Origin of the sequence: Desulfovibrio intestinalis, from assembly GCF_014202345.1 — a bacterium.
GTDB classification, from domain to species: Bacteria; Desulfobacterota; Desulfovibrionia; order Desulfovibrionales; family Desulfovibrionaceae; genus Desulfovibrio; species Desulfovibrio intestinalis.
On sequence record NZ_JACHGO010000003.1, the window covers coordinates 14,590 to 34,091 of the forward strand.

General features: G+C 56.2%; 16 protein-coding genes. 3 read left to right on the top strand and 13 right to left on the bottom strand.

What is annotated here, in order from left to right; genetic code table 11:
* Nucleotides 1-3: 3 nt before the first annotated feature.
* Both HNQ38_RS05315 and HNQ38_RS05320 read right to left on the bottom strand, forming a co-directional pair.
* Nucleotides 4-372 carry a helix-turn-helix domain-containing protein gene (locus HNQ38_RS05315; RefSeq protein ID WP_183718396.1) on the bottom strand — a complete coding sequence of 123 codons (369 nt, stop codon included), beginning with the start codon at nt 370-372 and terminating at the stop codon, nt 4-6.
* A gap of 1,302 nt (nt 373-1,674) precedes the next feature.
* Nucleotides 1,675-2,145, bottom strand: a complete 471-nt coding sequence (locus HNQ38_RS05320; RefSeq protein ID WP_183718397.1) for a hypothetical protein — start codon at nt 2,143-2,145, stop codon at nt 1,675-1,677.
* Nucleotides 2,146-2,184: 39 nt separating this feature from the next.
* Here HNQ38_RS05320 and HNQ38_RS05325 point away from each other — a divergent pair, with 39 nt between their 5' ends.
* Nucleotides 2,185-2,670, top strand: a complete 486-nt coding sequence (locus HNQ38_RS05325; protein ID WP_183718398.1) for a hypothetical protein — start codon at nt 2,185-2,187, stop codon at nt 2,668-2,670.
* A gap of 257 nt (nt 2,671-2,927) precedes the next feature.
* On the opposite strand, the gene HNQ38_RS05330 is transcribed toward HNQ38_RS05325, so the two are convergent.
* The 11 genes from HNQ38_RS05330 to nifH all read right to left on the bottom strand — a co-directional run bounded on the left by HNQ38_RS05330 (nt 2,928) and on the right by nifH (nt 15,945).
* Nucleotides 2,928-4,010 carry a hypothetical protein gene (locus HNQ38_RS05330; RefSeq protein ID WP_183718399.1) on the bottom strand — a complete coding sequence of 361 codons (1,083 nt, stop codon included), beginning with the start codon at nt 4,008-4,010 and terminating at the stop codon, nt 2,928-2,930.
* The gene (locus HNQ38_RS05335; RefSeq protein WP_183718400.1) at nt 4,007-4,690 is read right to left on the bottom strand and encodes a Fe-only nitrogenase accessory AnfO family protein; all 684 of its coding nucleotides are present in this window, start codon (nt 4,688-4,690) and stop codon (nt 4,007-4,009) included. The genes HNQ38_RS05330 and HNQ38_RS05335 overlap by 4 nt, the downstream gene beginning before the upstream one ends.
* Before the next feature lie 257 nt (nt 4,691-4,947).
* The gene (locus HNQ38_RS05340) at nt 4,948-5,811 is read right to left on the bottom strand and encodes a beta/alpha barrel domain-containing protein (protein ID WP_183718401.1); all 864 of its coding nucleotides are present in this window, start codon (nt 5,809-5,811) and stop codon (nt 4,948-4,950) included.
* The gene (locus HNQ38_RS05345) at nt 5,804-6,913 is read right to left on the bottom strand and encodes a homocitrate synthase/isopropylmalate synthase family protein (RefSeq protein WP_183718402.1); all 1,110 of its coding nucleotides are present in this window, start codon (nt 6,911-6,913) and stop codon (nt 5,804-5,806) included. The genes HNQ38_RS05340 and HNQ38_RS05345 overlap by 8 nt, the downstream gene beginning before the upstream one ends.
* An 85-nt stretch (nt 6,914-6,998) precedes the next feature.
* Nucleotides 6,999-9,716, bottom strand: a complete 2,718-nt coding sequence (nifB, locus tag HNQ38_RS05350) for a nitrogenase cofactor biosynthesis protein NifB (protein WP_183718403.1) — start codon at nt 9,714-9,716, stop codon at nt 6,999-7,001.
* A 68-nt stretch (nt 9,717-9,784) separates the two neighbouring features.
* The gene (nifE, locus tag HNQ38_RS05355) at nt 9,785-11,227 is read right to left on the bottom strand and encodes a nitrogenase iron-molybdenum cofactor biosynthesis protein NifE (RefSeq protein WP_183718404.1); all 1,443 of its coding nucleotides are present in this window, start codon (nt 11,225-11,227) and stop codon (nt 9,785-9,787) included.
* Between the two features lie 59 nt (nt 11,228-11,286).
* Complete coding sequence (locus HNQ38_RS05360) at nt 11,287-12,651, bottom strand: nitrogenase component 1 (protein WP_183718405.1); 1,365 nt, start codon at nt 12,649-12,651, stop codon at nt 11,287-11,289.
* The gene (locus HNQ38_RS05365) at nt 12,651-14,243 is read right to left on the bottom strand and encodes a nitrogenase component I subunit alpha (RefSeq protein ID WP_221277831.1); all 1,593 of its coding nucleotides are present in this window, start codon (nt 14,241-14,243) and stop codon (nt 12,651-12,653) included. The genes HNQ38_RS05360 and HNQ38_RS05365 overlap by 1 nt, the downstream gene beginning before the upstream one ends.
* 11 nt (nt 14,244-14,254) lie before the next feature.
* Entirely contained in the window at nt 14,255-14,632 is a 378-nt protein-coding gene (locus HNQ38_RS05370; protein ID WP_183718406.1) for a P-II family nitrogen regulator, read from the bottom strand.
* A gap of 9 nt (nt 14,633-14,641) precedes the next feature.
* Nucleotides 14,642-15,094, bottom strand: a complete 453-nt coding sequence (locus tag HNQ38_RS05375) for a P-II family nitrogen regulator (RefSeq protein WP_343060105.1) — start codon at nt 15,092-15,094, stop codon at nt 14,642-14,644.
* 29 nt (nt 15,095-15,123) lie between these two features.
* Nucleotides 15,124-15,945 (bottom strand): nitrogenase iron protein, encoded by an 822-nt coding sequence (gene nifH / locus HNQ38_RS05380; protein ID WP_183718407.1) that lies wholly within the window; start codon nt 15,943-15,945, stop codon nt 15,124-15,126.
* A 442-nt stretch (nt 15,946-16,387) separates the two neighbouring features.
* On the opposite strand from nifH, the gene HNQ38_RS05385 reads away from it, so the two are divergent.
* On the top strand, nt 16,388-18,247 hold the full coding sequence (locus HNQ38_RS05385) for a sigma-54-dependent Fis family transcriptional regulator (protein ID WP_246388010.1): 1,860 nt from the start codon (nt 16,388-16,390) through the stop codon (nt 18,245-18,247).
* 513 nt (nt 18,248-18,760) lie between these two features.
* Entirely contained in the window at nt 18,761-19,444 is a 684-nt protein-coding gene (locus HNQ38_RS05390; RefSeq protein ID WP_183718408.1) for a Crp/Fnr family transcriptional regulator, read from the top strand.
* The last annotated feature ends 58 nt before the right edge of the window (nt 19,445-19,502 follow it).

The window sequence follows — 19,502 nt, forward strand, 5'->3', positions numbered from 1 at the left end:
TTGCTATGTAAGTTTTTTACTGTCCATTGCCCTGCCATCCATCGCCCTTCTGACAAGGGAAAAGAAGAATTCTTGCATCATGCAGCTTGATGATGGCCTGTGGTGGGTGTTCGGCAGAATGTCGCTGTTGGATTCGCTGGGGTGCAGGTATTGAGCTCCCATGCCGCTACGAATCCATTCCGGGTTGATACCCTGTTTTCTCAAAAGCTTTAGTAGCCATTCGGCAGGGATTGCCATGCGCTTTTTTGCGTCCGAAATGCATGACTGTGACACGCCTAGAAATTTTGCCAGATCTTGCTGTGTCTTGCACCCTGTAACCGATTTTATGCGTTCCATTGCGAGGGAGTAGTCAAAAAAGTTATTGTCCATCATTTGTTGCTCCTGATCTTATGCCCAATTATCCGTGGCATGAGTGCTTTCTTCTACAAAAGGGCTTTGGCCAGACGTGCTTGCGGCACCTCCCCCATAGGGCCTGACTCTTTTGTATCTTGTATGGATACATTCACTGGAATGATAACCGGCAGGGTCGTGTAACCCCAGCGCGCGGCCCTGCCGTAGCGACAACCTGGAGTCTCCCAAAAGGAGTCGAAGTAAGCGAATGTAGTCCCTCCCCGAAAAAGAGGGGCAGAGCTGATATCGACTGCGCTTACGCCAAAGTGGTAAATATGAAAACATATAACCACTTTTAGATATCCGCATCTGCGCGCTACTCTTGTGTGATTATAGCCAGAAAAATGGCTATGCATCATTTAAAATAGGTAACGCGATAATAGAAGAGAAGCATAAAGCCTTTCTATGCGAAACAATAAATGTATTTTCTTCTTTAAGTCAAATGTTTTATTCTTATATAACAAAATTTGATTGTGTATGAATTGATTTGTGCAATTGATATTTTTGAAAGTAAACCAAAGTTGTGCTGTCGTTGAATAATTTTAGAAGTGTATTTTTTTATTGTGAGAAGCATAAGAGTATTTAATTTTATCGTATTGCCGTGCAGTACATGGTATTTTAATCTGCGTTGGTAATGAGTTTTATTTACTGACTGAGTGCATAATCACAGGTGTGATTGATAAAATAAAACCATCAGAAGCTATTTTTGATAGTTTTGCTTTTTACTGTGTGTTTTGAGTATCTGATAGTCGAATGAAAAGTTTTACTGAAGGGCTGTTAGCTGTAATCAGGAATAAACTTTTGGGGATAGAGTGGGAATTTTGAAGTGGCGGAATCGGAATGCTGCATTGCTCTATTTAATATATGAACTGACAGATTATTCTGATGCCTGATTACGTTGACAATGCATGCACTTAGTGGGTTAGTATTTACTGTGGTTCAAAGGGATAATCTTATTGAGCGCACAAGATAAACACGATACAGGGGTTACCCTGTAGCCAATACGAAATCACACAATTATTCCTACCCGTTGTATTTTATTGAAAATGTTCATACTGAAACATAAATTATTCAATAAATACCCTACTTGCGTTGTGAAAGTTTGTTTCTAGCGCACAATGCATCCATTTGCAGTCAGCCCATGCGAAAAAACTCAGGCTTTAACCGGGCGCTCGGGGCGTTGTGCCTTACGTGTGGGCAGTGGATTTAAAAATAAATGTGCACCAAGTGCAGGCTACAGGATAATTGATGTAACGTTGATTGTAGTGCGCAAAGATTAATGAATTAAATTAAAGTATAGTGCAGATTGAATACTTTTTTGCTCATATTTTTTATATGCAGCGTTATATATGAGTATTTATAGAGATATAGTAAATAAACTAGAGAGTCCGTGGTGTCATGAAGCAAACAAGCAACGATATCTGCTGCATCTGGAACTCGGATGATCGCGAGGCCTTTGCTGCTGCTCAAAGGCACAGAACCTTTGTTAAGGTGACTTGCTGCATACCCTGGAAAGGAAGGCCAAGAGATGTGCTGCTTTATGGCCGTTTGCACAATGTTTTGGGCAGGGAAGCAACGCTTGTAGTGCAGGAGACAGAGGTACTGTCGCGGGGATGTAAAATCCATCAATATGGGTGTGAGTTTTTTTTCTGCCTGATGCGAAAGAACCAGAGCAACGGGCTGGAAAGGTTGGGGTATCGAGGGGCGGGCCGGGTGCTTGGCGTGAAAAAAAATAACCGGGGCGAAATCAGCCATGTAAGCTTGCGTTTGGCCAGCAGGTGTTTTGTCCGAAAAATGCGCCGGGATAAAAGAATTGACTGGACGAACCAGTATTGCCGTGCATCAGGCGCGCTGCGTATAGCCCAGACGCCGGAATTTCGTTGCGACCTTACCAGTTTGCTGCACCGCCACAGTCATGAGGCTGATGCCGAAACGCCCGTAGTGAATGTTTCTGCCAGTGGTGCCTGCGTCTGGATGCCAGAAGAACCGGATATCAAGAGTTTGTCCGGTGAGCCTGATATTTTGTTTTACATGGTTCCTGCCGCTTCTCCATCAATGGACCAGCCCTACGTTTTCCTGGGCAAGAAAATGGGCTTCTTTCGAAGCGAATTGCCAAACGTACTGGCTGTACGCATGCACTTTATTTATGAGCTGAACTGGGAAAAAGATCCGAGCCGCCTCAGTTGGACTGAAATATCCGGCTGCGGCTCTTCGCGTTTGCGTGAGTACCTTGGGCAGTACGATCATGATGCGTCCGAAGACATGTGGTTTGATATTTGAGCCTCGGGCTTGGTCAGAATGCCGCAGCATGGCTGGTGCTAAAGTTCAGACCGCAAATTCGCAGACGATGTAACCGGCGGGCCCGGCAGGACTAGAGCAGATTAACTTTGAAATGCATTACATTTCAAAGTTGTCATTATGTTGCGGCGCGCTGTACGCTTGTGCAGCGTTAGAGCATTTAAACTTTGAAAAAGTTTAAATGCTCTAAGAAGAAGCTTCACTCAAGGGGCGTAAACTGGATTGCGCTGTTGCCCCTGTTATAGCGGCATTTTTGCCAGTGAACCTGCCAGTGTGCTGCGCATGTCGGGCAAGTTGATGTGAGGCTGAATTTGCACTGCGGTCATTTGCAGCGTGTATTTCTCAAGTCCATCGTCAACAGCAAGCTGCCCGCGCGGGCCAAAGCTGAGGTGCAGGGGCACAACCACTGTGCTCATACCCGTGAGCTGATCTGTTTCCATGCGGGGAGCTATGGTTCCTGCGTTGGTTCCAGATTTCCAGTGCAGTGCAGTGCTGATGGTGCTGAGGCTCAGCACCGCGTTGCCTTCACTTGCTTCTGAACGCGGTTCGTCTGTCTCTGGCCCACTATGGAGGGAAGCGTATGTTTTTGTAGCGCCAGCAAACCGTAGTGCGCCGGGTTGGGACTCTGAAGTTTCAGGGCTAGCGAATTCCAGTGAATTTGTATCACCGCAAACGGCCTGGGCAGCAGGGTCAAAGGCGCGGATATTTCCCAGAGGCGTTGGCACGCTGACAGGACGGGCGGGTTCGCAGCTTCGAACGGAACCGTCTTCATAAAACGCACACCCATATCGTATCGGTAGCGGCCCCACAGGGGTGGAGATGGTCCAGATTTGTCCCGGCCAAAGGGTTATGCTGGCGCATTGCCCACCCGGATGAAAGCGCAGGCCCTGCACCTTGCCCGTGAACCGGCCTGCAGGCAACGTCAGGTCGAGGCAGGGGGCCAGAGCCTCCTCATCCTTTTCAGTCCAGTAGCCGCTCAATCTTCCCTTGCGCGTCAGGATGCGCTTGAGCGCACCGCCGGGATGCCACGACAGCCATTCCGCGGGCAAAAGCCCCAGAGGCGTAGGCACGCTGGTTTGATGCTGTAACTCCAGGCTGCGCCACATGCCGTTGGGGTAGAGTGTAAAACTGTTTTCACAACTACGGCGCACGTCGGTGATGTCGTGCAGGGGCATGAGCCAACCGTGAGGCGTGGGAGCGATATCCGGCGCAAGGCAGTGGCAGGCGCGGGGAGCGCCATTGTCCCAGCGGGAAAGAACATGCACATTATGCATGCACCCATAGGGTGTTGCCACTGTTTCAAGCTTTGTGGAAGAGCTCATGGTCTGTCTCCGGTGTTGCTGTTGGGCGTCTGGTTGCACAGGGCGTGCGAGATGCGCAGGCGCAGGTTGCCTTCCGGCGTTCGCGAACGGGAGCAGGTCAGGTTGCGTTCTTTCATGTGCCCCTCAAGCCAGGGAGGCATGTGTGAACAGATGATCTCAAGCTCAACAAAAGGCGTTGAAGCCAAAAAAGGGCGCAGGGCTTTTTTGGACGATACTTCAGGGTGCGCCGCCTGCACCTCCATAAGGTTGATTTTGTAGCTCCCCGGGCTGTCGCCTGAAACGGGCTCTGTGGGAATTTGCGTGGAGGGCTCGGCCTTGGCCGCCACTTCTGCCGCCAGAGCATCCAGAATGTCGGGGCTGAAGCTTTCCAGTTCACACAGGCAAAACCCCATATGGCTGAACTCATTGTACGCCAGCCCTGAAATGGAGGTTCCGGCGATGACGGCTCCCCGGGGCAAATGCTGCTCAAGGGCTTTTATGCGGGTGCGCATTTCCGCCAGCTCATAACAGCCTGAAAGGGTGAAGGGGATGGCCGCCAGCTGTTGCCATGCGCTTTTAGGGGCGGTTTTAATTTCGCCGCTGCTGGCACTACGCTGCCATACCGCCAGCCGGGCGCACTGCTTGATGGTGGTCAGACAGTGCTGATCGTCTTCCAGAAGGACAATGTAGGTGCATTCCATATCAGCCTCGCAGGCCGGATTCTTGCCCGAATCCGTTATAGGGCAGGTTCAAAAAACTTCTGGTCCGGCGATGGCGGCAAGTGTCGGGCATCAGCCATATGCGCAATTGCACCCCTCGGGTTTGCCGGAACTGTCAGAGCATGGCCGTCTTGCGGGTGGCATCGTTATTTGTCGGGCAGAGGCCCGACAGTTGATTGTTTTCAACCCTTGAAAGCATGCGCTGTCCCGATTGGGCTGCTTCAGGTATTGCGCGGTCTTCATGAAGAGGGGAACGCGTGTGAGGTGCGCCGCACGGCGGGTACATTCCACGCTTCCAGAAGAGCGCGCGGGATAAAGGGTGCGGCCTTTCTTTCAAGGCGGGCCGCGCCCTGTCCGCTGACGGCGCAGGTAAGATGTTCAAGGCGGTCCAGAGCCGCGGTAAAAGCTCCCATGCCGCAGTTGCCCGCTCTTTCGCCAATGCCCCACAGGGTGGTGTCCACATAGCGCGCACCCGCGTATGCGGCCATAAGTGAGTTGGGAACAGCCATGCCCAAATCGTTGTGGGCATGTATTTCTGCTTCCAGCCCCTGCCGCAGCACCAGCCGTACGGCTTTGGCCACGGCGTCCGGCGTGTATCTGCCCACCGTGTCGCTGAGGCGTATGCGCCGCGCCCCGGCCTGGGCCGCCACGTCCACCGCCTGGGTCAATTGCAGCTCTGTCGTATATGAAACATCCTCAAAACCCACGCTGACCTCCGCCCCGCCCGATGCTGCCAGCTCAATGCATTGCCGCAGGGCTGCCATAACCTTTTGACGGTCGCTTTTGAGCTTGCTGCAGATCTGCCGGTCAGAAAGGGGGCAGCACACGTGAATGACGTGCGGCGCGCAGGTCAGGGAATTTTTGATGTCGTTCTCGCACAGGCGGTTCCAGGTGGAGATGCGCGCCTGAAAGCAGACATCCATAATCTTGCGCAGGGTTTTTCTTTCGTCCGGCCCCATCGCCGGAATGCCCGCCTCTATCTGCCCCACGCCCGCAGCATCCAGCAGGGCCGCCAGGCGCACCTTGAGACCGTGTGAAAAGGCGAAGCCGGGAGCCTGTTCGCCATCCCGCAATGTGGTGTCCACAAGAATGACGTCAGCCATGTCTTTTCTCCAATGGACGGCTTTCAGTTTGGGCGGCGGTGTGCCGTTTTTTGCCGAAGGGCGTTTTGACAGATGCGCAAAGCGCGGCGAACTGTCTGTCACTGAGGCTGTGTTGCTGGCGCATGGCCATTTTTTGTACGGCTGCCAGCAACCGGTTTTCGTGTGTTTCCACAAGGTCGATACCCAGTTGGGCGGTTTTGAGGCGCAGGGCCGCCCTGCCGGAGTGCTTGCCGATCACAATACTGCGCGCAAGTCCCACGCTTTCGGGCGGATAGGTTTCATAGAGAGCGGGGTTCTTCGCAATGCCGTCCACATGAATACCAGACTCTACCGCAAAAATGTGGTCGCCCAATACAGCCTTGTGGGGTGAAACGCGAAATCCGGCGGTACGCAACAGGGCTACGGCCTCGGGCAGTTTGTGCAGGTTGCTCAGACCTGTGTGTACGCCCTGACTTTCAAGACACAGGGCCACTTCTTCAAGCGCCGGGCCTGAAGAAGTTCCGTGCAGGGCCGGGCCGCCGATGCTGCCGGCCACACGTTTGCCACCCCGTAACAGCCACAGCACCGCTAGGGCGGTGGCGCATCCTGCCTGATCGCCTGGGCAGAATTCCAATACATCGCGCAGGGTTATGAATTTGTCGAAAAAGCCAAGCTCCGTGAAGGGGAGGGCGTCGTCACAGCCACCCATGCGCAGCCAGGTTGATTGCCCGTCCGGTACTGAGGCCGCGCCTGCCCCGCTGGCTTCCGCTCCGAGGTTGCTTGCCTCAAGCGAATTTGTTCCTGCAATGCTGTTTGTTCTAACAGTGGTTGGCCCGCATTCATCTGCTTTAGACGCGTCTTTTGCTGCAGCAGGCAGCAGGGGGGCATGCTGGTCTGTATAAGATTCTGCCTTTTGAGCCGCAGGCGAAGCGTCGTGAAGAGGTTGCAGCAGGTCAGACGGAATTTCCACAAGAAAGCCCATATCCTGCAAAAGAACCTGCCAGCGCCCGGCCCAGCTGGTAAATTCTTCGTGTGAAAGCTTGGGCCTGCGGCGGCCGGGCCCTGAACGCATGGCCGTACTGAAGAGGCTGAGTGTGATATCCAGCAGTTGAATTGTACGCATTGTGGCAGGCCTGCCTTTGGCTGGTTATGCCTGAAAGAACGACGCGGCCCGCCAAGCCTCGGGCCGCGTCGCGAGAATGATGACCTCAACCGCAAAGGGCCCTGGCTGCCTCATTAACGGCCTTGTCCACCTTCTCATAGCGCGTAAAAACGCTGATGCCTCTGGTTTGCAGCTTTTCCAGCGGGCTCGCGCCGATGCGCAGGGCCACCACGCCTTCACAGTCCTGCACGGCGGCCAGAATGCCGTCCATACGGCCTGCCTTTTCACCGCAGTCGTCCATGCCCTTGCAGTAGCGGGACACACTGCGTGTTTCCACAAAGCTGGCTTCACGTCCGTCACTTTCATAGATGAAGAACTGGTCAGCCTGCCCAAAGTGCTGGTCCACGGTGCCGCCAGTTTTGGAAGCCACCGCAATGCGGATGCGCCGGGCAATGGGCGCGGGGTTGGCAGTGTGGTCTTCTGACGGAGCTGGAGTCTTGTCGATTTTGATGGGCCGGTAGTCTATGGAGCGGTCGTCCGCCAGAAGACCCACAGCATCGGCGCGGCACTGCTTGCAGTGGTACATTTGCCTGAGGGTGGGCTCACAGCGTTTGCGCATGTCCATAAGTTCCTTGTTGCTCACAAGGGGCATGTGTTCAAAGGCGCTGCCCTTGACCGGAATAAGCTGCATGATGTTGGTCAGCTCCGCGCCAAGGTCGCGCACCGTTTCCACTACCTTGGGAATGTGGTGGTCGTTGATGCCCTTGAGCAGTACCGTATTGACCTTGCACACGATGCCAGCCGCCGTGAGCGCCCGCAGGCCCGCCAGCTGGTTTGCCAGTAGCAGGGCGGCGGCGGTTTCGCCCGTATACCGCGTTCCGCCAAAGTCGGCATAGCGGTAGATGCGCGCCCCGATGGAGGGATCGACAGCATTTATGGTCACAGTGGCGTGGCTTACGCCCACGCGCTTCATGTCTTCCACGTGCTCGGGCAGGGCCAGGCCGTTGGTGGACATGCAGAATGTGATAGCCGGATCTTCGGCGCGGATCATTTCAAGTGTGCGAAAGGTCGCCTCGGCATTGGCAAGGGAGTCGCCGGGCCCGGCTATGCCCACTACTGTGAGGTTGGGCATGTCGCGCCGCACCTGAATAAAGCGTTCAAAGGCCTGTTCCGGCGAAAGCACGGCGGTGGTCACGCCAGGGCGGCTTTCGTTGGGGCAGTCGTACTTGCGCAGGCAGTAGTTGCAGCTCAGGTTGCACATGGGCGCGATGGGCAGATGCAGCCGGGCTGACGTGGCGCAGGCCCCGCAGGTAAAGCAGGGGTGGGACGCCGTGCGTTCGCTGACGCTTGGAACAGCAGGGGATGGCGCAGGCCGCTCTGTATGCGACGCGGCCTGCGGCTCCGCCTGACTACAGGTGGGGGTACTGGCTGGGGTACTGGCGGTTTTTTCTTCTTCAGCCCTGTAGTACTTGCGGAACAGTTCTTCGCGAAAGCTGACCTCTGTGCGCGCCAGCATGGCGTTGGCAGTGGATTCCATAAGCGAGGTGCCTCCGTCGTAGAGTAAAATACGTGTGCGCTGGCCCCCCATTCTGTCGTGGATGGGAAAGCCATAGCGCAGCAGGGGTATGTGTTGGCGCTCCTCAATACGGTGGCCATCGCCATTGCCGATCATGAGGTTCACGTTGTGGGTCGTCACCGCGTTTTCAATGGCGGTAAAATCAGCAAAATCCAGAATGTCGAATCCATCCACAAACTGGGTTTCGGCGGCTTTGGTCATGATCGGGCGCAGGGCCGCATCCAGCCCGGAGCAGCGCGCGCCCGTGGCGGCAACCAGCGGCGTTGCGCCGTTTTCACAGCAGGCGTGGGTAAGGGCATGTACCATATCCGGTTCGCCGAATATGGCGGCGCGGCATTGGGCGTTATACTTGTGGGCGTCTATCATAGCGTCCAGATGCCGGGCGCGGTCCTGCCGCACGCTGGCCGGGATTTGCCCGCCCAGAGCCTCGAGGGTGGAGACGAAGGCGTCGGTAAGGCTAAGGCCCACGGGCAGACCCATGCGCAGCAGGGGCACGCCGTGGGCTTCGCGCAGGTACGCGCCGGGGGAATATTCCTCCGGGCAGAAGGGGGCCAGTTCCAGCGTCATGCGCGCGCCAGCCATAAGGGATATGCTTTCAAGGGACGTGCCGTGCTGGGGCAGGCGGTTGTAGGTTTCTTCATGCCCGCCATCCAGATTCTGCGAAAGGTCGGGCAGCAGCACGTACTCGAGGCCGCTCATGTCCAGCAGAGCCTTGAGCGCCCGCGTGTCGGCGGCGGAAAGATGGCCTGTGATGATGTTGATGCGGCCATTGGGCGTGGTATTCATAGGCACATGACGGACCACGGCGTGCAGCGCGCGAAAAAATCCTTCGTACTGCGAACCGCCGTACCCTGGCGAGGCTACGGGAATGATGGCGGCCATCACTTCGGGGTGGCTTTCGTAAAAATCCTTGATGATGGCGGGCACATCTTCGCCGATGGTTTCGGCCAGGCAGGTCGTGGCCACGCCGATAACTTCGGGCTGGTAGAGCCTGATAAGATTTTCCAACCCCTTGATGAGGTTTTTCGCGCCGCCGAAAACCGTGCCTTCTTCTGTCAGGGAGGAGGAGGCGATGTCCACGGGTTCGTTGTAGTGGGTGGCCATGTGCCGCCGGATGTAGGTGCTGCACCCCTGTGAACCATGCAGAATGGTCATGCACTTTCTAATACCGTAAAAAGCTGTGGCCGCGCCCAGAGGCATGCACATCTTGCAGGGGTTGGTGTTCAGGTTTACCAGGTTGGCGCTCATCGTCGTCTCCTTGTTTCCGCGGGCGGAAGCGGCGCGGTCTTGTAATGCGGCTTGGCTGTGCGACTTGGCTATACGTGTGTTGCTGACAGGGCCTGACGTACCAAGGCTGCCTGTGTAGCGGCCGTGGCGGCGTAGGAGTCTGCCCCGCGTGTGTGGCTCCATACGGGGCTGTTAAGGGAAAGGTTCACCTCACGGGTGAAGTTTTCCACACCTTCAAAACCGCCCAGGGCGTGCTTGCGTTCATGATTGTGGTCGCAGAAGGCAATGCCCAGCTTGTATGCCAGCGGGCGCTCCTTGACGCCGCCCACCAGAATGTCCGCTCCCTTTTCCTTCATGAAGGCTTCCAGCTCCGCCGGGTTGGCGTCGTCCAGAATGACTGTGCCGGGGTTCACCAGGCCTGCGATGATTTCATAGTCTTCGGGTTTGCCTGTCTGCGTGCCCACAAGCACGGTTTCAATGCCCATTTCGTTGAACTGGCGTATGAGCGAGATGGCCTTGAAGCCGCCGCCTACGAAAATGGCAGCCTTTTTGCCCACAAAGTGGGGTTTGTAGCGGTCAAGAAAATCTGTGGCTTCCACGGAGCGTCTGCCGATAATGGTTTCGGCGTATTGCAGGGCCTGCGCGTCGCCCAGCCGCTCCGCCACCTGCCGCAAGGCGGTGGAGGTGTCTTCCACGCCAAAGAAGCTTGCGCGCATCCAGGGCACGCCCAGTTCATCTTCCATACGGCGGGCGAGGTACATCATGGACCCGGCGCACTGCACAATATTCAGCTGGGCCGCAGGAGCCTTAATGAGCGATTCATAGGCCGCGTCGCCGGTGATGGCGGAAACCACGGGAATGCCCATATCGCGCAGGTAGTTTTTAATGATCCACATTTCTCCGGCCAGATTGTAGTCGCCAAGAATGTTGACGCCCTGAACCTTGGGCTGGTCTGCGTGGGGCAGCATGAGCTGCATGAGTGCGTTGCAGGCCATGCGGTAGCCAGTGGACTTGGTGCCCGAAAAGCCCGGAGCCTTGACGGCGATAACGCGGATGCCGTGCTTTTTTTCGGCCTGACTGCAAACGGCTTCCACGTCGTCGCCAATGACGCCCACTATACAGGTGGCATATACAAAGATGAGCTTGGGGGCGTAGTTGGCCACGGCTTCGTCAATGGCGGCAGTGAGCTTTTCCGCCCCGCCAAAGACGATGTCTTTTTCCTGAAGATCAGTGGAAAAACTGTTGCGGAACAGCTCCGACCCGCTGGTCAGGCTGCCGCGGATGTCCCAGGTGTAGCTGGCGCAGCCGATAGGGCCATGTACGATATGAAACGCATCGGTAATGGGGTTGAGCACCACGCGCGCGCCGCAGTATACGCATGCCCGCTGGCTTACGGCTCCGGCCACGCTGGCCGTGTCGCAACGCATGCCGTTGCCGCCGCAGCCGCCGCTGTTCCCCTTCGCATTTTCCGCGCCCTTGTCTTCCTTGGTCTGGATGGACTGGCGGCGTTCTTCAAGTATTTCAGTGGACATGGGGAACCCCCTTGCGGGGCGGGACCGTGGCGGCCCCGCCCGATTGCGGCCATGTGGCCCTACATAACAAGTTCCAGATCTTCATCCGCGCAGTGGCGGTCGTATTCGTCCATAAGGGCGTCTGCGATCTTTGTGGCCAGGTTGAAAGCCCCCCGGTAGCCCACAATGGTCTGCGAGCCGTGGCCGTAGCGGTCGAGCACGGGAAAGCCCGCCCGTACCAGGGGAATGTTTTCGGCCTTGGCTATCTGCTTGCCGTGTGAATTGCCCAGCAGAAGATCCACAGGTTCGTTCTTGATGAACTGGTGCAGGTCAAAGAGGTCTTTGGCGGCAAAGGCCCGGCACTGCGATTCCTTGCCGTATTCCTTGAACATGGCCGTGGCCAGCCTGACAAAGGCTTCACCGGGGGTGCCCGTCAGTACATAGCTTGGGGTCATGCCCAGTTCGAGACAGAAGCGGGCCAGACCAAGCACGGTGTCGGGGTCGCCGTACACGGCCACTTTTTTGCCGTAGAAGTAAGGATTGGCGTCCAGCATGAGGTCAAGCAGGCGGCCGCGTTCTTCTTCAAGGTAGGCGTCCACATCGCCGCCGTTGAGCGAGGCGAGGGCCATAATGAAGGTGTCGGTGTCTGCAAGGCCCAACGGCAGGGGCAGAAGGTCGTATTCCACACCGCATTTACGCTTGAGCTGGCTGGCAGGCTCCTCACTGGTGAGGCGGCCAAGGGCCAGTACCTTGCGGCAGGACCCGAGCGCGCGGATTTCGTCAATGGTGGTGCCGCCGTCAGGATACATCTTGTATTCGCCTGTCATCGGGGCATCCATAACGTTGGAGCAGTCGGGGAACATGATGTTCCTGATCTTCATGCGCTTGAGCAAATGCTTGTATTCGCGGATGTCGCCGGGGTTCACGAAACCGGGAAACACCCCCACGGTTTCCGTGGTTTTGCCCTTGGCTGCCAGATACTTGATGAATCCGGCCATCATGTTGGCAAAGCCCGTGACGTGCGACCCCACGTAACTCGGCGTGTTGCAGTGCACCACAAGTTTGCCGTCGGGAATGTCCATCTCCTCAATATAGGTATTGAGGTCGTCGCCGATGGTTTCGGAAAGACAGGTGGTGTGTACGGCGATGACGTCGGGATCGTACACGTCAAAGACGTTTTTGGCGCCCTGGCGGATGTTGGCCCCGCCGCCGAACACGCACGCGCCTTCAGTGAAGGAGCTGGTGCAGGCAATGGCAGGTTCTTTGAAATGGCGGCTCAAATAGGTGCGGTGATAGGATACGCACCCTTGCGAGCCGTGGCTGTAAGGCATGCAGTTGTGCACGCCCAGGGCCGCCAGAAGCGCGCCCACAGGCTGACAGGTCTTGCAGGGGTTGATGAGTGCGCCCGTACGATTGATATGTGTCTTGGGTGTGAGGTCGAGCATTACTTTTCTCCCACTGTGCCTTGCAGGGTGGCGCGGGTCTTCCAGGGCGGAGTGACCATGTGCCACGCCGGGGTGAAGTAGCCCAGGCAAACGTCTTTGGCGAACTGCACAGCGCCCTTGAAGCCCGCGTAAGGGCCGCTGTAGTCATAGCTGTGCAGCTGGCGTGAGAGCGTTCCCGCCTTTTGCAGGGCATACTTGTCCTTGATGCCGGAGAAAAACATGTCCGGCTTGAGAACTTCCATAAACTTGTCGGCCTCGTACATATTGAGGTCGTCCACCACGAAGGTTCCCGCGTCCATATCGCGGATCATGCCGTCGTATTTTTCAAGAGGAATCAGCGCGGCAAGCTTGTCGTACTCTTCTTGGGTGAGGTAGGCGTGGTATTTCTTCTCGTCCTTTTCCACGGTGATGTGTTCGATGTTCTTGCTGTCGGCGTCGTCCTTGATGTCGGGGATGACTTCGCGGCCTTCGTAGTCGTCGCGGTGGCCGAATTCGTAGCCTGCCAGCACGGTGCGCACGCCCAGTTCCTTGAGCAGTCCCTGATAGTGGTGCGAGCGGCTGCCGCCCACAAAAAGCGCGGCGGTAAGCCCATCAAGACGGGCCTTGGCGGCGGCCATTTCGTCCTGAACCTCGGCCAGTTCTTCGGCAATGACTTCTTCCGTGCGTTGGGCAAGGGCCGGGTCGCCAAAGTAGGCTGCCATATGGCGCAGACTTTCTATGGTTCCTTCAAGGCCGATGAAGTTGACCTTGAGCCAGTCCACGCCGTACTTGATCTTCATCATTTCAGCGATGTAGTTGATGGAGCGGTGGCACTGCACGAGATTGAGGTTGGCCTTGTGGGAACTGGCGATGCGTTCGATTTCGCCGTCGCCCGTGAAGACGGAAACCACCTCGTAGCCGATTTTTCTCAGTATGCGTTCCTGTTCCCAACCGTCGCCGCCGATGTTGTATTCGCCCAGAATATTGATGGAATACTTGGAGGCAGGTTCGTAGCTGCCCGTGCCGATGACTCGTTTCATGAGGCCGTTGTTGGCAATATGGTGCCCGGCTGACTGACTGACGCCTTTATAGCCTTCACAGTTGTAGGCCACGCAGCGGATGCCGTATTGCTGCTCGGCCTCGGTTGCCACGGCCTGAATGTCGTCGCCGATGAGACCCACGGGGCAGGTGGCCGCGATCATGATGGTTTTCGGGTTCATGAGCTGCATGACTTCATCAATGGCGGCCTTGAGCTTTTTGGTGCCGCCAAAAACGATGTCAGGTTCCTGCAGGTCGGTGGTGAAGCAGTACTGGGTGAAGTTGGGCTCACCCTCTTCAGCCCTGGCCTTGTTGCGGCGTGTGCCCCAACTGTAGAAACCGCAGCCCACGGGACCGTGCGTGATGAGCACCATATCCTTGATGGGCCCGAGCACCACGCCCTTGCAGCCCGCGTAACAGCAGCCGCGGTTGGTCATTATGCCGGGTATGGCGCGGGTGTTGGCCGTGATTTGTTGCGCTTCATCCGGATTGATGCGGAGCATGTGCTCCTTACGATTCTTGAATACCTTGGCGTTATAACGCTCAAGCACTCTGGCGCTGGCGTCCATAGTCATAACTACCTTCCTTATGCGTCAACGCGCTCGCCCGTGCGGACCACGTAGGATTCTTCCACCGGCATGACGAATATTTTGCCGTCGCCGGGGTGGCTCGTGCCGTTGGCTTCAATGATGGCCTTAACCACGGCTTCCGCCTTGTTGTCGGGCACACAGATGTTGAACAGCCGCTTGGGGATGAGACGGCCCACCTCGGTCAGAGATTCCCCGGTGGGGGTGCGCGGCAGTTCGCCGTTTTCCATAACCATACGCAGGGTGGCGTTATCCATTCCTTTTTTGCCCCGCCCGAGACATTTGGTGCAGCTGAAGGAGGGGCAGCCCGCTTTGGTCAGGGCTTCTTTTGTGGGGCCAACCATATTGGCCCGGACGATGGCGACAATCTCCTGCATGGCGGCCTCCTACAAACCGGCCTTGCCGGTGCTGATGGTCCATGCCTCGCTGACGGACGACACAAAAACGCGTCCGTCACCGTAATGTCCGTTTTCGCCCGTACGGGCCACGCGCAGGATTACGCGCACGGCGTCGTCTTTATCTTCATCGTTAACCACAAGCATGAGCATTTGCTTGGGTATTTCGTCGTATTGCACATCGCCGACCATGATGCCTTTTTGCTTGCCCCGGCCCACGACATCCAGCTTGGTCACTGCGGGAAACCCGGCGGACATAAGCTCGGAAAGCACTTCGGTGGTTTTTTCGGGGCGAATGATGGTGCGGATCATCTGCATTTGGTGTTCTCCCTTATCTTGCGTTGCCTGAAGCAGCACAGCTGCTCCGGCAGTTGGGGAAATCCGTCCCTTGTGGGGTTTCGCGCGGTCTGTTTGCGCGGCGCCGTTTCGGGCGGACGGTTGCATATGTACTGCGTATCTCCAGCGCAATGTTCCTACGCGTCCAGAATGCCGTGCTCCATAAGCAGCTCTTCAAGCCTTTCCTGGCTGAGGGGCTTGGGAATGACGAACATGTCGTTGCCGTCAATCTTGTTTGCCAAAGCGCGATATTCATCAGCCTGACCGCAGGTGGGGTCGAACTCGATAACCGTTTGCTTGTTGATTTCAGCGCGTTGCACCATGTTGTCGCGGGGAACAAAGTGGATCATCTGGCTGCCGATTTCCTTGGCAACGGCGGCCACAAGATCGGCCTCGCCGTCAACCTTGCGGCTGTTGCAGATGATGCCGCCCAGGCGCACGCCGCCGGTATTGGCGTATTTTTTTACACCCTTGCAGATGTTGTTGGCGGCGTAGAGCGCCATCATTTCGCCCGAAGCCACGATGTAAATTTCCTGGGCTTTGCCTTCGCGGATGGGCATGGCGAAACCGCCGCAGACAACATCGCCCAAAACGTCATAGAAAACGTAGTCAAGGTCTTCGGTATAGGCGCCAAGGCGTTCAAGCAGGCCGATGGAGGTGATGATGCCGCGCCCGGCGCAGCCCACACCCGGTTCGGGACCGCCGGATTCCACGCAGCGGATACCCTTGAAGCCTTCTTTGAGCACCAGATCAAGGTCGATGTCCTCACCTTCTTCACGCAGGGTGTCGAGCACGCTCTGCTGGGCCAGACCGCCGAGGATAAGACGGGTTGAGTCCGCCTTGGGGTCACAGCCCACGATCATGATGTTCTTGCCCATTTCGCCGAGACCAGCGTTTAGGTTCTGTGTGGTGGTGGACTTGCCGATGCCGCCCTTTCCGTAAATTGCTACCTGACGCATGAGATTCCCTCTTGCTTTGATGGTTAGCGCGCCGTATGCGCTTGTCACGTTTTGTGCAGAAAGTGTGCCCTTTGTATAATGGGCTAATATGTTTAATGTTGTTCGTCAGAGAAGACAGTTTGCAGTACTATTTTGTGCTGTACAGGCCACATGCGCAGAAAGAGAGATAAATTTGTTAACTATGAGTATTTGCTAATTTATGAAGAAACAAATCAGCTCAAAAAAACAAACTTGATACATTTTTGAAACTATGGAGGGAATTGGGAGAGGAGGCTGCACACAATGGCGTAATGCAGCGTTCTGAATGACCTTCTTGAAGCGTGTTGAAGCTAAAAAAGATAATTGTTTCAATATCGTATACACGCATCCCGCGCGGTCGGCAGCGCAGATACGATCAAGGAAGTGATTGTGGGCCGGGCGGCATCCGGGTTGGAGGCACGGATTGTTTTTGACGTCAGGGCAGCCTGCGGGTATGTTTCAGGTGCATAAGGAGTACGGCCCATCAGGGCTCAGGCTCCGGCTGGCCGCAAAGGCCATGCTGAAAAACCGAGATGTCGCTGTACCTTTGGAGTCTTTCGGCTCCACCTCCCCCCAGGTTTCAGTCAGGCAACGGCAGGCGGGCATGTCTGTTGCCGTGTGCCCCGTGCTCCGCCAGCGGGCGGGCACGCCATTTCCGCTTTGCGCGGATATTGTCCGTACCGGGAGTCCCCGGTTCAATCCTGGAAGTGAGGCCACCGTGCATAGCGACGTGCCACCCCTCTTGTCCTTTATGGATGCGGGCCAGTGTCTGGATACCCTCGACCGGGTGCTGACGGCCCTTTCTCCTGGTCATCCCTTTCAAGAATCCTTGCAGGAACTTTTGGCGGCCCTCGCTGAAGACATGCATTTCGACAGGCCGCACATTGTGGTGCAGGACCCTGACAGCGGCGAGCTGCGTCTCTCGTTGTCCTATGGGCAGGCCGACGCGCCGGAGGCTGCCTACGCGCCGGGTTCCGGTATTACTGGGCAGGTCTTTGCCGAGGGCCGGTCCATTATTGTGTCATGTATGCGCGGGCGGGCGGATTTTAAGAATCGCCTGTTTGGCCGTAGCGAAGAGGAAATGGCCCGGCTGGCCTTCATCTGTGTGCCCGTGCATGTGGAAAACGGCGACAAGTCCGAGGTGGTGGGGATTCTCAGCGCGGATACGCCCACAGCGCCTCAGGAAGAGCTGGAGCTGCGCCGACGCTTTTTGCAGACAGTCGCCACGCTGGTTGGCAGGCAGGTTGCCCGGTTGCAGGAAGAACTGAGCCGAAGGCATGCCTGCATACTGGCTGACGAACCTGTGGCCAGCGGTCTGCCTTCGTCCATCATTGCGCGTTCCAAAAGCCTGCATCATGTGTTGCGGCGGCTGACACAGGCCGGGGCGGGCAAGGCAACGGTGTTGCTGCGGGGCGAATCGGGCGTGGGTAAGGAACTTATGGCGCAAGCCCTGCACGCGGCGAGCCCGCGGCGCAATAATCCGCTGGTCATGCTCAACTGCGCGGCTTTGCCTTCAGAGCTTATTGAAGGCGAGCTGTTCGGCTGGCGCAAGGGCGCTTTTACCGGGGCGGTGCAAAACCGCGCTGGCATGTTTCGTCAGGCAGACACGGGCACGCTTTTTCTGGATGAGGTGGGTGACCTGTCGCCCATTGCCCAGGCCAAGGTGCTGCGGGCCTTGCAGGAAGGCGAGATTCAGCCCCTTGGGGATGAACGGCGTATCAAGGTGGACGTGCGTCTGGTGTGCGCAACCAACCGTCCGCTGGAAGAGCTGGTGGAGCAGGGGCTGTTTCGCGAAGATCTGTACTACCGCATCAATGTCTTTCCCATTTTCATTCCGCCGCTGCGGGAGCGGCCAGAAGACATTTTGCCGATGGTAGAGCACTTTATCGAGATGTTCAGCAAGGAATACGGGCGGCCTGTGCGGCGTGTTTCAACCCCGGCCATCGATATTCTGCTTGGCTACCACTGGCCGGGCAACGTGCGTGAACTACGAAATGTTCTTGAAAGGGCCGTGCTTATTTGTGACGACGCCGTGCTGCGTTCACACCATCTGCCGGGCATGCTGCAAAATGAAAAGAGTGGCATACACAACTGGACTACAGGCAATCTGGGATTGACGGAAACTGTGGCCAATGTTGAGCGCGAACTTATTGCAGCCGCCCTTGTGAAGGCCGGGGGCAATATCCATCAGGCTGCGCGGGATTTGAATATAACATATCGTATTATTTATTATAAAATGAAAAAATACGATATCGATTTTAAAAAATACCTGCCTCCGGCGTAGGAGGCAAGGCGGGCAGCCATCGCGTATGGATCAGCGGTGTGAGGTGCCCCGCAATAACCAGAACAGATTCCCCCGGGAGGGTTTGTGTTTTACAGGGCATGGCCCCGAAGTGTCGTTCTCGTCATAGCTACACAGTTGTGGCATTCACCGGTATTTATTCGCAAAGGACATGTTGGCTTTTCTATGCCAGCATGTCCTTTGTGTTGACACTCTTCGTGCAGCGTCTATTCTCTTGGTGCCCGCATGGCCCGTCAGACCAGCCTCTGGTTTTGAGCAGGGCCGCAAGCCGCCCCGGTTCTGGAAACTTCTGAGCGCCCTAGCGGCAGCGAATTGCGGAAATTAGACATTTTACCTTTGAAAAAATTCAAAAACTCTAACGCTGTACAAGCATGCAGTGCGCCGCAACGCGGCGCGGATTCTGTCAAAAATCGCATTTTCCGGCAGAATGACAACTTTGAAAGATAATGCATTTCAAAGTTGGTCTGCTCAAGAAGAGATGCAAAAGGGGGCTGCATGAAATTCAGTAATATCAACCTGCTTGATGAGCTGGCGCGGCCTGAGCTTGCCCCCTTGCTGTCGGCCTTTCATGAAAGGCGCTATGTACGGCAGGCCATAATTTTTTCCCCCCAGTATGAAGACGACCTTGCGGAGCAGGAGCCACACAATCCGCAGGAAGACAATTTTGTTTTCATCGTTAAATCCGGTCTGGTGCGCATTTATCTTTCCTATGGCGACCGGGAGTTCACTATTGCCTTTCTCAAGCCCGGCGACCTCTATGTGAGCCATTCCAACGCTTTTGTGCAGGTGCTGGAAGACGCGGTTCTTCTGCTGCTTGATACCCCCACTTTCAACCGATGTATGATGACCATACCCGAGTTCACCGTGCCTATTGTGCGGGTACTGGGCGGTATGCTGAAAAGCTGTTTCAGCATTATTGACGGCCTTGCCCTGCGCGATGTGACCGTGCGCCTGGCTCGGCTGCTGATCGACCTTGCCCACGAAAGTGACGAAAAAACGCAGGAGCGGCTTATCCGGCTGCCCCTTTCTGGCGAAATGCTGGCGCAAACGCTCGGCACTTCGCGTCAGACCATTTCCACCCTGCTGACCGACTTTACCCGCCTTGGCATTCTGCAAAAAGAGCAGCGCGGCCTGTACCGCATTCTGGACGAAGACCGTCTGCGCGAACTGCTGCATTAAGGAAACGCTGATGTATTCCGTTTGGCGGCGTTACTTCTCTTTATTTGAAACAGCCGAG

Coding starts and splice junctions, on each gene's coding strand:
- HNQ38_RS05315 (WP_183718396.1), bottom strand. CDS start 372: ATGATGGACAATAACTTTTTTGACTACTCCCTCGCAATGGAACGCATA.
- HNQ38_RS05320 (WP_183718397.1), bottom strand. CDS start 2,145: ATGGCTGATTTCGCCCCGGTTATTTTTTTTCACGCCAAGCACCCGGCC.
- HNQ38_RS05325 (WP_183718398.1), top strand. CDS start 2,185: ATGCGCCGGGATAAAAGAATTGACTGGACGAACCAGTATTGCCGTGCA.
- HNQ38_RS05330 (WP_183718399.1), bottom strand. CDS start 4,010: ATGAGCTCTTCCACAAAGCTTGAAACAGTGGCAACACCCTATGGGTGC.
- HNQ38_RS05335 (WP_183718400.1), bottom strand. CDS start 4,690: ATGGAATGCACCTACATTGTCCTTCTGGAAGACGATCAGCACTGTCTG.
- HNQ38_RS05340 (WP_183718401.1), bottom strand. CDS start 5,811: ATGGCTGACGTCATTCTTGTGGACACCACATTGCGGGATGGCGAACAG.
- HNQ38_RS05345 (WP_183718402.1), bottom strand. CDS start 6,913: ATGCGTACAATTCAACTGCTGGATATCACACTCAGCCTCTTCAGTACG.
- nifB (WP_183718403.1), bottom strand. CDS start 9,716: ATGAGCGCCAACCTGGTAAACCTGAACACCAACCCCTGCAAGATGTGC.
- nifE (WP_183718404.1), bottom strand. CDS start 11,227: ATGTCCACTGAAATACTTGAAGAACGCCGCCAGTCCATCCAGACCAAG.
- HNQ38_RS05360 (WP_183718405.1), bottom strand. CDS start 12,651: ATGCTCGACCTCACACCCAAGACACATATCAATCGTACGGGCGCACTC.
- HNQ38_RS05365 (WP_221277831.1), bottom strand. CDS start 14,243: ATGACTATGGACGCCAGCGCCAGAGTGCTTGAGCGTTATAACGCCAAG.
- HNQ38_RS05370 (WP_183718406.1), bottom strand. CDS start 14,632: ATGCAGGAGATTGTCGCCATCGTCCGGGCCAATATGGTTGGCCCCACA.
- HNQ38_RS05375 (WP_343060105.1), bottom strand. CDS start 15,094: ATGCAACCGTCCGCCCGAAACGGCGCCGCGCAAACAGACCGCGCGAAA.
- nifH (WP_183718407.1), bottom strand. CDS start 15,945: ATGCGTCAGGTAGCAATTTACGGAAAGGGCGGCATCGGCAAGTCCACC.
- HNQ38_RS05390 (WP_183718408.1), top strand. CDS start 18,761: ATGAAATTCAGTAATATCAACCTGCTTGATGAGCTGGCGCGGCCTGAG.